This window comes from Saccharopolyspora sp. NFXS83 (assembly GCF_026241095.1).
In the GTDB taxonomy this organism is placed as follows: Bacteria; Actinomycetota; Actinomycetes; order Mycobacteriales; family Pseudonocardiaceae; genus Saccharopolyspora_C.
The window spans coordinates 56,345-70,633 of the sequence record NZ_JAPFGB010000003.1 but is presented as its reverse complement, the minus strand read 5'-3'; the positions used below and the strand labels follow the sequence as shown (position 1 = coordinate 70,633).

Here is a 14,289-nt window from a genome sequence, read left to right as displayed (position 1 = left end):
ACGCCAGGACAGTTGATGAAGTCCTGGACGAACAGTTCCAGTGATCTGCTGTGGTGTTGCCGCCGCGCATCTTCGCGTCCGGCCCTCGATGCGTCGTCGCACCGGCCTGCGCGCTCGGCTCAGAAGAGCAGCCCCGTCGGCCTCTCCTTCCGCGCGTACACGCAGTTGCGAGAAAGCGGGCATTGCCCGCACATCGGGTTCAGCCTCGTGCAGTAGAGCTGACCGACCAGCCGCACCGCCGCCATTCGCAGCGGCGCACGCTCTCCGCCACCGACGAGCCTCGCCAGGTCGACCCTGCCGTCGGTCAGGGTGTTGGCTTGATCCGACCGGGTGCCCAACACACGGGCGGACACCCGGAGCACCGGGTTGGTGGTCAACAGGACGTCCTCGCCGACAAGCAGCCGGAGGAGCGCCGTCTGGCCCGGCCTGAGCCCCAGCACATCGGGCAGGTCATCCGGCTTCGCCGGGTCTTCCTGATCGTCCTGGGCAGCTCGCAGCCTCCCAATTGCGGAGACTTCGGACCGCGTCGTGAGGATTCCGGTGAGCATGGCCATGGCATGCTCGGTGATCCGACCGTTGTTCGCTACTTCGGCGAGCGGCCGGTTCAGCAACCGCAGCTCCGGTGGCCCCGGTTCGAGAAGCGTAACGACGGCGGCGGTGACCGGCGCCAGCTGAGGTCCGGGGAGAAGGCACCAGTAACGGCTCTGGCGGTTCTTCTCGGCCCATCTGGTCAGTCGATTGCGCAGGAGGCGCCATTGGTTGATCCGCTGTTTTGGTCGGTCTGGCTGGAGATGCAGGGCGCTTGCCGCTGCCTGTCCGAGAAGCGGTGGTACCGCGTTCCCGATCTGCTGGAACGCGTGGCTTCGATTTCCGACGAATCGGAACCAGTCCGGGAAGGTCTGGATGCGTGCGGCCTCGCGAACGGTCAGGGTGCGGTGTTCTTCCGGGTGGATGTACCAGTACCCGTCCTTCGCGATGTGCGCAGTGATCGATCGGCTCCGGGCGTTCCAGTCCAGCCGTTTGTACTTGTCGTCGAACGTGTCGGCCTTGTAGCGGCGCAGGTCAGGCTTGATCTCGGAGTACAGCGTCTGGGAGGTCATGTGCTCGAAGATCTTGCGGTCGTCGTCGCGGACCGGCCGGGTCATGTGGTCCCACACGAAGTTCTCCGGGCAGTCCTTGCGCATCAGGGCCGCGAATGCGGAAAGCTTCGGCGGTGCCTCGTACTCAAGCTCCCGGGCACCCGTCGTTTCCCCCAGCTCCGGCAGGTCGTCGATCGCCTCGCGCAGCGTCACGGCCGCGCTGGACTCCGGCCAGTTAAACTCATCGCTGTCCCTGCGAGCGAGCAGGATCAGCCGCTTCCGGTGCTGGGGAACGCCGTACCTCCATGCGTCCACCAGGCCAAGATCAGTTCGGTAGCCCGCTTCTTCCAGTTCATCGATGATGGTGCGCACGACGTGGAAGTCGTCGCCGAGAGCCATCTCCGGGACGTTCTCCATCAACGCGGCTCGCGGGCGGACCCGCAGGACGACGTCCAGGTACGCGCGCCACAGTTCCCGTCGTTCGTCATGCTCGGTACGAAGTCCGGCGTCGACGAGGCTGCGGATCTTGCTGCGCCCTGCGCGACTGAACGGCTGGCAAGGCGGTCCGCCGGCGACCAGATCAATGTCGACACACCGGAGTAAGCCGACCAGTTTTCGGCGTTCGGTCGGATCGCCGAGATCCGTGTCCAAGGCGAGTCCCGGAAAGTTGGCGCGATGGGTCCGCAGCGCGAACCGGCTGTTGTCCACGGACGCCGCGACCGTCCAACCGGCCTGGGTGATGCCCAGGCTGAGACCACCGGCGCCCGAGAACAGGTCGATCGCCAGGCGGGCTCCTCCCTCGACCCGTTCGGTGCACCACGCCCGGAAATTCTCCACAGTGCACGACTCCGGATGGTCATCCAGTTCGAGCCGCTCACTGCGATGCAGTTTCACCCGGTACGTTCCCACCGGAACACCTCTTTACCTGAAGCTGGCCAGCCCGGCGCGTGATCAGGGTTCTTCTGGTCGGTGCGGGGATCGTGGCGCAGTTCCGGATTCGGGAGTCGGTTCACCGCGCGCCCACCGCCTGTTGAACCGCTGCCGACGGTTCCCAGCGCACCGCGCGCACTGCCTCCCAGCAGTCCGGCTTCTTGCACCACTCGGTGACGTTTCCCGAACCGGGTGGGTTGATCAGCACTTGGCGCACCGCTCGAGCCGAAACCAGGACGATCTCCGCGAGCTCGTCGGGTAGCCGCTGCATGTGCCAGATCAGGTTCAGGTCGAGCCCGCCGAGCCGTTCGTTGATCAGCGACACCGTGTACGCCGTCGTCTGCCCGAGGTAACCGCCGAACCCCTCCCGTCTGATCAGGCGCCGCATCTCGGCGAAGACGATCGCCTTGGCGACGAGGTGGCGGAAGTAATCTGGTGCAGGAGCCTCGCGCTTGTCGAGCTGCTCCTCCTCCGTCCACCGCAGGAAGCACTTCTGGCCGCCGAGGCAGACCACGTCCGGTCGGCGTTCACTGGCGTACTCGTACTTCGCGGCGTCCGTCTTGCCGAAGCGCTGGGTCCGCGGGTTGTCCAGATCGAACTGCCGCCTCCGGGCGGGTGTGGTGTTGCGCCCCCGGTCCACGTCGTACTGGCCGCGAACCCGCTCGTAGTACCAACGCCGTTGTTTGCCCTCGGAATCCGCAGGAGTCCAGAGCGACCGGGAGAGCCGCTCCAGGCCGACGTGGAAGGGACTGTTGCCCTCGAAGTCGGCCGACGTCACCGCGTTCTGGGAGTTGGCGTACCTGGAGATGTCCGGGATCATCGGGTCGAGCCGTTCGTCGCTGATCAGCGTGATCTTGGCCGGGACGTGCACCTCGGAGAGGTCGAGCCCCCGCCGCGCTGCGTGGTGCAGGGAAGCGGTCGTCTGGCCACCGTTCACGATCTGCAACTCGGTGAGTTCGCGAAGAATCGGACCAGTCGGCCCGGGATCCACCCTCGCAGCCTTCGCCGTCGCCGACACACCGTTGTTGTAGGCCAGGAAGCGGCCGGGCTCCTTCTGGATGGTCTCCGCGATCCCCTTGTTGACCTTGCCGCGAGCCTGGAGGAACGCTCGCACGTTGCGCTGCAGGATCCGGCTGTGGTGCTCGTGGTACAGGTCGGCGAGCAGTCTGCCCGGCAGGACCGTCAGGAGGCACCGGTATCCGTCTGCCTGCTGCGGTGACTCGAGGCACTGCACCGCGTACCCGAGTTCGGACAGGTTGATCAGGATCTCCTCCTGCTCGCCGCCATTGCTGGTGAGGCGTTGGATCCTCGTCAGGTCCCAGATCTGCACTGCGGTGGGTAGTCCGGCGACGGTGACCTCGGGCATCTTCCGGATGGAGGCAGTTCCGTCGGTCAGCACGAAGATCCTGATCATCTGGAACTCCGGCCAGCCCTCGTGGATGCGCTGCGCCATGTCGTAGGCGGGACTGGACCGTTCGAGCAGCTCGTGGTTGCCGCCCCGGCAGAAGTCGGCGAACGCGCCAGCTCGCCTGATCATCTGATCGATCCGGTCCCGCTTCACCGGAGCTCCGAACAGCCCGTGCTCGGCGACGACGAGGTGCAGGATCGTCCCGGCACTGGTGATGTCGTAACCCGCCACCTCGACGCGGCGGTTCTGCCACGGCATGTGCAGATAGCAGGTCTCAAGGTCGTCCAGCGTCCCGTCGTCGATCAGATGCTCTCCAACGTGGCTCACGAAGGCGTCGCGCATCATCAGCTCGGGTTCGGCCTCGATGCGGTCCTGCAATCGCTGGTTGAGTTCGTGCACGAAGCCGACCTGTGCCTGATCGGTCACCTGGGCTCCTCCTGACGGCGGGCGAGAACAAGGGCTGATCGACGCCGGGTCAGCATTGCGAGCGCGGTCAGCCGGGGACGCAGCGGTGCGGGCGGCGTGATCGGTCGTCCGGAGTCCAGCCGCCAGCCGGCGGCCTCTGCGGAGGTGATGTCGACGACGATGCGGGCGAGCGACGTGTCCGCATCGGAAGCCAGACCGTCGAGGCCGAGCCAGCCCGAACATGACACGTACCGACCTTCGCAACGGACGTAGAAGCCCTGCATTTCCTGCCACGTATGCGGAGGGCCTACAGCAGCCTCGTCACCGTCGCGAAGTACGTCCGGATGCGGGAGCACGCGCGGATTGACCAGTACCGAGTGACCTCCCGCTGTCACCGGTTCGGTTCCCAGGTCTTGGGCGGCAGGGTTGTTCCAGAGGAAAGGGTGCCGGTGCACGACTTCGTGCCCATCGACCGATGCGACGAGCCTCCGCTCCCTGAGTAGATCGCCGAGGACCAGGCCGAGCTGGTATTCGAATGCTGCTGCGAGGCTGGTCGCTCCGGCGCGGCTCGCCCCGCGCCTCGGGGCCTGGAAGGAGACCACGTGGCATTCCCCGGTTGTTCTTCCCGGAATCGGCAGGACTGCGGGAGGTCTGCCGGTGCCAGATCGAAGCCACCAGGTCCCGGTCCGCGGGGCATGGGTGAGCAGCAGGCAGTAGGGGTTGCTGCGCCGCCCGTGGTCCCACACCTGCACCTCGTCGAAGAGGGTGATGGCGGCGCCGAGCGTTTTGGCTTCGGGAGAGCGGTTGACCTTCCCCGCGGTCCTCCTGGTCAGCGCAGTGCGAAGTGCGTCGCCCGCGAACGGGGGTCCGTCGTGGGCGAAGACCAACCGGGGACCGGCGCGCCCAACACCGGTTCGAATCGATATCGCGCTGGCGCCCGCGGCGATAGCTCTTTCCGCCAACTCGCGTACGAGTGCTACCGAATCACTGCAGTTGTAGCTAGTTCCCAACCGGGCGATCAGGTCGGTCCCGCAGGCTAGCTCGTGGAAGGTTCCGACTCCGGGCTGCGGCTGGACCGGCGGAGTGGCGTGGAGGGAGGTGACGGACTTCGCACCCGGGTACAGTTCCGTTCCCTCGACCGCTGAGCCGGCGGCGACCCCGACATCGGCTAGGTGTCTGGCCAGCTTTCGCTGGGCCTTCGTCTCGATCTGCCTGATCCGCTCGCGAGTGAGCGAGAAGCGGTCGCCGATCCGGTCCAGGGTCAGTCCTTCGTCGCCGTCGAAGCCGAAGCGGAGTCGAAGCACCTCGGCCTCGCGGTCGGTGAGCCGTGCCATTGCGGACCGGACCAGCGATGCCGCCTCGTGGCGGTCGAACACCGCGTCGGGGCTCTGCTCCTCGTCTCCCTTCGGGCGCGACAGGTCGCCGAGGGTCGTGCCGTCCTCGTCGCCGACCGGTACGTCGAGGCTGTGCACCCCGGCCGCCAAGCGGAGGCATTCGACCACCTTCGAGACGGGCAGCTCGGTCCGGTCAGCGATCTCCCGGGGCGATGCCGCGAGCCCGGCCCGGACGAGGCTGTTTCTCACGGCCTCGACTCGTCGCACCAGGTCCCACATGTGGACGGGCACCCGAATCATGAGGCCTTCGTCCGGGATGGCCCGCTGCACGCTCTGGTTGATCCACTGGGTGGCGTAGGTGGAGAACTTCGTACCCATCGAGGCGTTGAACTTCTCGATCGCCCGGAACAGGCCCAGAACACCGTACTGGTACAGGTCGTCCTCATCGAAGGAGCGCACCGACCACTTCCGGGTCGTGGTCCGCAGGAGTCCGTCGTTGTGCGTCAGCATGGCGTCGAAGGCTGCCGCTCGTTCGTCCTCGTCCCGGAGCCCCGCTCTGAAACGCTGCGGGAGTTCCCGCGACAGTTCCAGCTCCTCTCCGCGCATGAGCTGCGCGAACCCGACTTCTTCCTCTGCGGTCAGCACCCGCCTTCGGTGCTGTTTGCTCCGCCGATCGGCCAAGAGCACCGCGCGGGCGGCATCAGCCGCGGATCTGGGACGCGGACTCCGCTCCGGAACTTGCTGTTGATGCTCGGGAACGGCCGAGGAGTCCCCCAGAGCGTCGCCCGAGGTGCGCTCGTCCAACAGGTGCTGGGGAAGGCTTTTCAACGCCGTGGGCTCTCCAGGACCGGAGTACGACAGCACGAGCTCGTCGGAGGCGGTAGCGCCGAGTACGTTCAAAGCGCGCTCTAGCTGGGCCTCTGGTGCGAAGTGCAGGCTTGGGAGGATCACCCTGTCGAACCGCATACCGGCTGCGCTCGACCAGGTGAGGATCTTCACCCCGGGGGCTCTGAGGGAAACCTGCTTGTCGGGGGTGCTCCGATTGGACAGGTACCACTGGAGTCGGTTCCCCAAGTACGGACGCAAATCTGTTCTGAATCTGATCATCTGGTCCGAATCCGGCAGCAGGAGTCCGATCGTCGATCCACTGTGCACTTTGGCGTAGTCCACGACGAATCCGACCTCGGCCTCGTGATCCTCGTGCCGGAGGAGGACGGGCCGGTTACCGGTTCTGTCCGGTGTTTTTCCCCTCGACTCGGCGGAACCGGTGTGGAAGTGCGCGGTGAAGGCGTGTGTTGCGGCGTTGGGGATGTCGACATCGACCATCACCGACGGATTTGAAACGCCCAGTGCCTGACCGATCTCGGTGATCGTCGACTCCTGATCCGAGACTACCGCAGCGGGGTCTACGAACACCGTCGCGCGGATTCCCAACATTCGCAGCAGGTCGTAGAAGTCCCCTGGCAGCTGTTGGCCCTGGATGATCAGGAGTTGCTCGTGCGGCGCCGGCTTCGAGGACCGGTGTCCGAGTTGCGCCTGGAACTCGTGCAGTTCGAGGTCGTAGTGGCTGAACCCGTCCGGTTGTGAACCCAGAACCGTCTTCCAGAGGTCCCGTACGTACGGAAAGTAGCCGACAACGCCGCGCCTCTTCAGATCTAACGGAAGCAAGTCCTGGACACGCACGCGAAGCACACGTCCCTTGCCGACGATGCGCGCCCTTGCGCCACGTTGCCGGAGCCTCACCAGGCACTTGACCGCTGCACGGGTCTGGTCCACTCCGGCGGCAGTGGCAACGACCGCGTATCTGCCGCCGTCCGGGCACGGACTCGTTGTTTCCCCACTCACCAGGTTCCTCCACCGGGAACCTGGTCCAGCGCCGTGGCGAGGGAGGTGAAGAAACCGTACTCCTCGTCGATGAGCAGCTTCCGGTCGAGCAGCCGGTTCGCCGCTACGCAGCTCGTCTCCGGGACGAGTGAGCACGCGTGGCAAGCCGCCAGCGACAGGCCGCCCGGTCCCTGGCCCGGGGATTCGCCGCACACGGGGTCGAAGGAACACCACTGCGCCGATGCCACCGAGGTGTAGAACAGCCTGGAGAGCCGCTCGTACTCGCCCATCCGGACGAGTCCGCCCAGTGTTCCCTCGGTGTCACCGGCAGCCGTGTACACGAGGATTCCCGCCATGGCGGGCTGGTTCGACTCAGGGGTCACGTAAAGGCGTTCGCGGAGCGAAGAAGTCGAGTAGCCAGCCTCGAACGCGGTGTTGCGCAGGAGCAGGTGGGCGAACGTGTGGAGGAGCACAAGCCGTGGAGTGGGTGTCGTTAGCCAGGATGCGTGGGCCTGCTGCCTGGCGCTGAGCTTGCCGAAGCGTTCGCGCACTTTCGGCTGCGCTTCCCAGGAGGTGAGCGCACTTTCGTTGAAACGCAGGAAGTAGCCCTCCCCGAAGACCTCCACGGCCGGGAGGAAGTCACCAGGGCTAGAGAGGTTGGCGGGAACCGACTCCCGCATGGTGTACCGCTTGAAGTCCGTCAGTACGCGTACTTCGCGTAATCGATCCACCAGGATGACGTCGTCCAAGATGGCCGCGAGTTCGGCGGCAGACGATCCGCCGGATACCCGGGAATCCGGCCGTTGCGCTCGCCGGGTGATGAAGTTGTCCCTCGGGTCGGGCCGATCCTGAGGTGTGCACAGTGCCTTCCACTCGTTCGGGTGGATATCGTCAGGCGATCCCTGTTCGGTGCCGGGCTCTTCCCTGAGCTGACTCGCCAGTTCGGCCTCGACCTCAGCGGGGGTGATCTGCATTTCCTGCGCGATGTGGGCGACAATCCCATCGCGCAGGCTGTACTGGGGATCGGAGATGAGGAGCTTGAAGTCCTTCCGTTGCGACAGCGCGGAGGAGACGGAACTCGTCTCGGAGTAGTCGGACTCCGGTGGAATGTCGATGGCGCTGACCACGGTGGGGAAGTAGACGCTGGACGCCCCGCGTTGCATTGCGATGAGCGGTTCGCTGCACGGTTGCTGATCCGCCTGGCTCTGCCAGGGTTGAGTACCGGGGCACTTCATTCCGATCTGCGTGAGCGCCCCCTTCATGGTCAGGTTCTCCAGAGACCGGTGGGCGCGGCATCGGCGGCACACCACTTCGAGCGACCGCAGACCACCGCCGACGTCGGACCTGTTCTCGAAGCGCAGGTCGGTCGTCGCGCACTGCGCCTGGTTGCGGTCACGACGCGGGTCCGAATGCGCCCACCGGAACCAGTTCACGTCGGTCAGGTGTCCGTTCCCGCAGACGGCCACGAACCGCATCGGAACCAGTTGCCGGCGCCCGCCGCATGTCTCGCACATGGGCGCCTCATTCGCCTTCTCGCACTTGTAGCTCCAGCGCGCCATGCCTCGGCAGTGGAAGCAGAACAGCCACTGCGGGAAGCGGAAGTACGGCAGTTTTCCGCCAGGTCTCGGAGTTCTAAGCTCGTCCACCCGCAGGTACGCGGCCAACCTCGGGAAGGACACGTACTCAGGCTTGCCGCGCCAGTTTCCGGCGTCCTCGGCAACGAACGACTCACCGACCAGGTCGATGATCGCCCCAGGGCCGAACGGGCTGACGATCTGCGATCGGCGGATCCTGCGCATGGTCATGTTCCCGACCCCCGAACCCAGACCTCGGTGTCCACGTCGACGCTCCGCATGGAGTCGAGCGTCGGCCAGCCGACCCCACGCTCGGTGAACCGCCGTAGGAGCTTCAGTCGCCCCTTGCCGGTGCTCTGGTAGACGAGACCACCATCCGGCTCGGCCTCGACCACCAGGCGACTCCAGTGCTCGACCAGTTGGTCCAGATGTTCGGTCACCCGCCGCTTCTCGGTTGGATCGGCTTTTCCCGCTCGTTCCAGGAACGTCGCCACGAGGTCACGGAAGTCGGTGCGTTCGGCGTCGAAGCGGTCCGCATCCGCGTCACGACTCAGCCCGAGGGCGTGTCTTACGAGCAGCACGAGGTCGGCGTGCAGAGCGCGGGCCCGGGCGGCGACGGAGAAGGGGGTGACCGAGCTCGGCTCGACCGAGGCGTAGAGGGTCGAGTGGTACGGCACAAACGACTCGTAGTGCGAGCGGTCGCGGGGTTTCGACGGGGAGTACAAGGTGAGCACCAGCCCCGGTCGGTTGGCCTTGCGGCCGACCCGACTGGTCGCCTGGATGTACTCGGCCGTGGTCTTCGGCTGGCCGACTACCGTCATCATGCCCAGCCGGGTGATGTCCACACCCACCGAGATCATGTTCGTGCTGGCCAGCAGGGTGACGCTGTCCTGTTCGCGGTGTTCGCGAGCCAGCCGCTGCAGGATGTTCGGGATGCGGAACGAAGGCACGTTGCTGGTGAGCTCAACGATGTTGTCGTCGTTCAACTTCCGGTACGCGTCCTCAGCCGCGGCGATGACCTTCACGCGGGACGGGATGTCGTCCAACGCGAGAGTCATGGTCTTGCCCAGTTCTCGGAGGCTGTTGTGGTATGCGATCAGTGTCGAGTAGCAGTCCTCGGCGGGCGGGGACAGCTCGAGTTCGACGTGGGCCTGAAGTTGTGCCGCCGCGACGTGGACGAGTCCGGTGAGCGGAGTGTGTCCCTGGGGCATCACGCCGACATAGGCCCGGCCTGGACTGTCCTCCGCCAGTCGCACGAAGTACGAGTTGGCGGCGTCAACGCCAGCAGGGGGGAACAGGGACACTTTGCGGCCGAACACCCCTCGGGTCTGGTCGCCCGCGTTTCGGATGGTCGCGGTCGCGGCGACGATCTTCGGCCGGACCCCGCTGCGTGCCATCAACACGTCGAACGCCGCCTCGTAGAGACCGACGATGGTGCCCAGCGGTCCCGAGATGAGGTGGAACTCGTCCTGGATGATCAGGGACGGACCAGGGTCCTTCCCGGCGCCGAAGAAAACGCCGGTGCTGTCCTTCCACACCGCCCTGGCGAACTTGTCCACCGTGCCGACGAGCATCGTGGGTGGGTTGGCGTAGAGGTCCTCGTCGACCGACGATATCGGCAGTCCGGTGGTGAACGGGCAGGAGGTGTTGAGGCATCGGATCCGGAAGGCGTTGTTGGTGGCCGTGATGCCCCAGGTCTGCTCGTCCTCGGGCGTGCCAGGCACGATCCGGGTTCCGCACCAGGGACAGGTCTCCACCTGGAAGCCCTGGCCTGAAGAAATGCCACCGCTCTCAAGTGTTTCCAGCAGTTTTCGTGCTTCCGAGAAGGTGTTCGGGGTGTTCGAACCACCAACCCAGATCCCGATGGAGATCGGTGTGCTCCCCAGTTCGTCGGGCTGATCGAGGCGGAGCTTCTCACACGCGATCACCATCGTGGCGGCGCGCTGGAACTGTTGGGTGGTGAGCAACCGCAGAGTGTACCTGGTGATCACGGTCGTGCCAGCTCCCCGGTCGCCCAAGATGATCCGCCGGTACATGATCGTGAACGCGGCGAGCGCGAGGTACGCCTCGGTCTTACCACCGCCAGTGGGGAACCAGATCAGGTCGACGAGATCGCGGTCGTCTCCGTCCGTCACCACCCCCTCGATCGTCAGGAGCAGGAATCCCAACTGGAACGGGCGCCAGGTGTGCTCGGCATTGGCGTAATCAGGCTCAACGTCGTCGGGTGCGGCAGACGGAGCGTGCGGGGTTCCGGCGAGGTCGGGTGCGCTGTGCAGCATCTGCATGAGCATGGCCCTGTTCGCCAGGGCGAAGGCTCGGCGAACCCGCGGCTCGGTCAGGAGATCGATACCCCTCCGCATTCGTCCGCTGGCGATATCCGCCCGCTCGAGCAGCCTGTCGGCAGCCTTCGCCAAGTGCTCGGGCATGTCCCGCGCAAGCGATGTGCGGGTGTCCCTGATCCACTCCTCGTAGGCGGTCACGAAGGCGGTCAGTTCGGACGTGATCCGCTCGGGAGCAGCCTCGATGCCGGCTAGGCGGCTGAGCCGGAACACCGCCTGCGATCCGGGGACGTCGAAGGCGACATCGGGTACGACGTGGACGGGTAGGAAGGTCGTGCAGACGGCTCTGGTGGGACCGCCACCGCGGTCCCACGTGGCGGCGCTTCCGTGGCCGATCGCGTAAACGGGCACGTTGCGGTACTGCAGCCCCAGTTCGGCTTCCTCGTCCGAGTCGTCGAGGTGACGCCTACCCGGATACCGAGCGATCTCGCCCGAGGTCGGCCGACAGTGCAGCTCGACCTGGAACAAGCAGTCGGAACTGTCGACCCTGCGGTTCTCGCGCTGCGGCCGGTTGTTGATCAGCACGACCGTCACGACAGCTCCGCTGGCATTCGGGCGCCAACGCACTTGTATCGACGCTCTTCCATCGAGCAGCGACAGGCTCCGTGCGCAAACGACTCCTGATCTGCCCGGAGCGAGCCGAACCGCGTGCTCCCCGGTGAGGTCAACGGCTTCGCGCCGCCACTCGTCAGGCTCCTGCCAGGTGTAGAGACCGGCCCGGACGCCGACCTCGACAGGTGTCCAAGCCGTTGCGACGAAGCTGATGCCCACCGAACTCGGCCGTGTCTGGCCGGACAACGTGATCGGGTCATCCTCGTTGTCGTCGCCAAGCTGACCAGCGCCCTCATCGACGAGCTCTTCTTCGTAGCCGGCCAGTTCCTGCTCGTTGCCGGTCGTTGGAGCCTGCGGGTAGAGGATGCCCGTCAGGTAGCGTTCATGGGGCTTCTCCTCGAGCAACTCGTCGGAGCCGTCGATCGGCCCGATCAGTTGGTCGTGCAGGTAGTTCAGCACGGCGTCCCGGTCGGGGAATCCGGTTTCCACGGGCATCAGGCCTGGCCCTGCCGTGCCGGTGAGATCGGGCTGACCACCCAGAGAGCCGCTCGCGCTCTCGTCATCCCGACGTACAGCTCCGTGCGCGCGGCATTGGTGTCGACCGGGGGCGGGGATTCCAGCAGCACGAACGGACTCTCCAGGCCCTTGAACCGAGCGATGTCGGCGAATCCGATGCGCCCAGGCGTCGGGCTGCGCAGTCGGATGAGATCGAGGAGATCAACGCGCTGCCGCCATACCGGGGGAAGCGAGCCGAACACGGACTCAGCGAAGTCGCGTGCTGAAAGCAGGACGACGTGCTCAAGCGGGACCTGATCGTCGACCAACTGGTCGAGTACCTCCCCGATGGCCCGTCCGGCTTCGTTGACGGGTGGCTCAAGTACGCTCACCTCAAGGCCGTGACCCGCGGTGGTCACGCCCAAGTCGGCACCAGTGCGCTGCTGCGTCGCCGTTACGATCTCGCTCGTGTTGCGGCAGTTGTCGACCAACACTAACTTCGCCGGGCGCTGCCTGTTCAGGCTCGCCATCGCCTCCGCCTCGTAGTGCCCGACCAGGCCGCGTTGGTTGTTCGAGTCGAGCAGGAAGATCCATCGGCCGTCTGCGAGTCCGCCCGCGAGCACGCGGTCGATCGCCTCTAAGTCGGCCGTGTTGATCAGGTCCTGCGCCTCGTCGACGACGACGAGGTCGAAGCTCGCGGCGTCGAACTCGGCCACGCGGTGGAACGGAACCACAGTCGCTTTCTCGAGGCCGGGCTGATCACCGACGAACGTTGCTAGGACACCACTCCGGCAGGTCATCAGGACCCGCACACCCGAATCTGCGGACCGGCGGCAGATCTCCGCCGCGAGCATGGTCTTTCCCGTCCCCGCACCGCCTTCGAAGATAATCCGGTCGTTGCTGCGACCGAGATCGAGTGCGCGGTACTGCTGCTGCGTGAGCGCCGTCAGGTCGGCCTCCACCTGCTGGCTCAACTGCCGCAGCGTCGGGATCTGGTCGAAGTCCGGACGCAGGAATTCCAGATAGCGCTTCACATCGGCGGCTGACAGGCGGGCACGGCTGCCGGGCTTCTCCTCCCAGAACGTGCCGAGCGCGTCCAGCCACGCCTTCCAGCCGGTCGTGGCGATCTGGTGTGCGTCCATCACCATCGCGGGATCCCACTCAGCGCTGGCGACGTCGAAGTCGCAGTCGGGCAGGACCACCCCGTGGGCGAAGACGGTGCGTCCGGGCAGCTCCGCGCCGAAGTGGTTGCGCAGGCGATTTTCGAGGGAGAACATCGCCGTGCTGGCCTGCTCAAGCGGGCTTTCCTTGAGCCGGTGGCGTCTACCGCGCAGATCCCGGCTGTGCCAGATGCCTTTTCGACAGGACACGACGCCGCCCTTGACCTCCAAGGCAAGCAGGCCGCGTTCCCCCACCAGCAGAAAGTCGATCTCGCACACCCGTTTTCGCACGTGTTCGGGAAGATTGAGGCTGTGCAGCGCCACGGTCCACTCAGGGACCTCTAATTCGCGCAGTTCCTGGAAAATTCGGCGTTCGGCCTGACTGGATCCGCTCGGCACGCGGTCCGGAATCATTCGCATCTGTGGGCACGTCCGGTTCGGGCTACGGTCGATGACGGAGCGATCGGTCAGTTGGTTCGGCGGTGAGCGTTCACCGCGTGCAGGCTCACTGGAGGCGGGCAGCGCACATTTTGGTCCCCCCAAAGGAAAGCAACTGTCGGGCTACGTGGCTGTGTCGTCAAAGCCGCGACACAAGTTACAACGCCTCGGTGGGACTTGGCTCGAGATTTGTGAAATCCGCTCCCAGTTAACCCGAACAGCCCAGTCTTCGAGCAGGTTCGGTATATGCCAATTGGAAAAATGACAGACCAGCGAAGGCAGGTTGTACACGATGTCGCCGAAACCTCGCGGTGGTCTGATTACCGTTGCAGCAGGTGACGACAGCTACGCTGCCCGTTGTGGGATGGGTGCGGTTGAGGCATTTCGTGTGGTCGGTCGCCGGTGATCCTGACGCGACGCTGGACAGCGTCGAAATGCGACATCCACCCAGCCGACTGCCCGTGGCGTTGGCCGACGTGATCAGTGCGAACGCGCTGGCGGTGCAGAACTTCGATCACAAGCTGCGCTACCAGACGTGGCTGAACGAGCTTCGGCTGCTGACCTCCTACCTCGTCGATTCTTCCAGCAATATCCGGTTGCGTCGGCCGGAGTTGAGTTCCAGCGCGCTGCACGTCCGCCGGTTCGTCAGCGAGTCCGCCCGGCTGGGCATGCTCACCGGAGTGGTCCAGGCCTGCCTGAACTGGCAGGCGGGCCCGGCAGGGTTCACCACGCTGTAGCGCGGCACGTAATC

General features: G+C 65.6%; 7 protein-coding genes. 1 reads left to right on the top strand and 6 read right to left on the bottom strand.

The window, feature by feature from the left end; genetic code table 11:
* Positions 1-119: 119 nt before the first annotated feature.
* The 6 genes from OOZ19_RS04150 to OOZ19_RS04125 form a co-directional block, all read right to left on the bottom strand.
* Positions 120-1,988, bottom strand: a complete 1,869-nt coding sequence (locus tag OOZ19_RS04150; protein WP_266088415.1) for a DNA cytosine methyltransferase — start codon at positions 1,986-1,988, stop codon at positions 120-122.
* Positions 1,989-2,088: 100 nt separating this feature from the next.
* Complete coding sequence (locus OOZ19_RS04145) at positions 2,089-3,843, bottom strand: AIPR family protein (RefSeq protein WP_266088414.1); 1,755 nt, start codon at positions 3,841-3,843, stop codon at positions 2,089-2,091.
* Positions 3,840-6,839, bottom strand: coding sequence for a sigma-70 family RNA polymerase sigma factor (locus tag OOZ19_RS04140; protein ID WP_266088413.1), 3,000 nt, complete (start codon positions 6,837-6,839; stop codon positions 3,840-3,842). Before OOZ19_RS04140 ends, OOZ19_RS04145 begins: the two co-directional genes overlap by 4 nt.
* Positions 6,840-6,997: 158 nt before the next feature.
* The gene (drmB, locus tag OOZ19_RS04135; protein ID WP_266088411.1) at positions 6,998-8,785 is read right to left on the bottom strand and encodes a DrmB family protein; all 1,788 of its coding nucleotides are present in this window, start codon (positions 8,783-8,785) and stop codon (positions 6,998-7,000) included.
* Positions 8,782-11,940, bottom strand: a complete 3,159-nt coding sequence (locus tag OOZ19_RS04130; protein ID WP_266088410.1) for a helicase-related protein — start codon at positions 11,938-11,940, stop codon at positions 8,782-8,784. Before OOZ19_RS04130 ends, drmB begins: the two co-directional genes overlap by 4 nt.
* Positions 11,940-13,520, bottom strand: a complete 1,581-nt coding sequence (locus OOZ19_RS04125; RefSeq protein ID WP_266088409.1) for a nuclease-related domain-containing DEAD/DEAH box helicase — start codon at positions 13,518-13,520, stop codon at positions 11,940-11,942. The genes OOZ19_RS04130 and OOZ19_RS04125 overlap by 1 nt, the downstream gene beginning before the upstream one ends.
* Before the next feature lie 353 nt (positions 13,521-13,873).
* On the opposite strand from OOZ19_RS04125, the gene OOZ19_RS04120 reads away from it, so the two are divergent.
* Complete coding sequence (locus OOZ19_RS04120) at positions 13,874-14,275, top strand: hypothetical protein (protein ID WP_266088407.1); 402 nt, start codon at positions 13,874-13,876, stop codon at positions 14,273-14,275.
* Positions 14,276-14,289: the final 14 nt, after the last annotated feature.

What these genes read in the sequence shown, in the direction of transcription:
- drmB (WP_266088411.1), bottom strand. Translation starts at nt 8,785, where the DNA reads ATGACCATGCGCAGGATCCGCCGATCGCAGATCGTCAGCCCGTTCGGC.
- OOZ19_RS04130 (WP_266088410.1), bottom strand. Translation starts at nt 11,940, where the DNA reads ATGCCCGTGGAAACCGGATTCCCCGACCGGGACGCCGTGCTGAACTAC.
- OOZ19_RS04125 (WP_266088409.1), bottom strand. Translation starts at nt 13,520, where the DNA reads ATGCGAATGATTCCGGACCGCGTGCCGAGCGGATCCAGTCAGGCCGAA.